This is a genomic window from Yoonia sp. R2-816, assembly GCF_046762905.1.
Taxonomy (GTDB): Bacteria; Pseudomonadota; Alphaproteobacteria; order Rhodobacterales; family Rhodobacteraceae; genus Yoonia.
Genome location: NZ_JBKQXN010000175.1, coordinates 1 through 516, shown reverse-complemented (window position 1 = coordinate 516; position 516 = coordinate 1). Strand labels below are relative to the sequence as shown.

The following is a 516-nucleotide window of genomic DNA, read 5'->3' as shown; positions in this document are numbered from 1 at the left end:
GCGGCACCTTCACCGGCACCGCGCCGATCCCCGTCATAACCTCGCGCTCCGGCAGGTGACCATGGCGTACTAATCGTGTGCGGCCATCATCGGTTCGCTCGTCCGAATGCGCCTCCAGCAACGCTGTAAGTTCAGCTTCACATGATTTTTGTTTTAAGTCACGCGCTCGAGTTCTTTTAATGTCGGTGAAAGTATCAGATGTAAATGCATTTGTTTAGGGCAACGTAGTGATGGTAGTCTTCGTCATGTTTAATTTACTTTTCTCATATGAGAATTGAGGCGCTTCAACAACTCCATTATATGCCGCCCCTCATGGGCTATCACCAACTTTCAGCTATATCTCTCTCATATCGGGCCTACATCAGTTGGTTGACATGAGATGCCGCCGTGACGAAGCTAACTGGCAACCCCTTTTGACAGGCCGCCAAACCCAGCCCTAGGGCGACATGGGTTTTGCCGGTGCCTGATGGGCCAAGGGCAATGATATTCTCTTGCCGCTCTATCCATTCGCAGCGG

At 51.6% G+C, this 516-nt stretch carries 2 pseudogenes; both read right to left on the bottom strand.

The annotated features are described in order from the left end of the window. Positions 1–247, bottom strand: a pseudogene (locus ACFWW2_RS06785) (IS256 family transposase); the annotation flags it as partial. A 112-nt stretch (positions 248–359) separates the two neighbouring features. Continuing rightward, positions 360–516, bottom strand: a pseudogene (locus tag ACFWW2_RS06780) (ATP-binding protein); the annotation flags it as partial.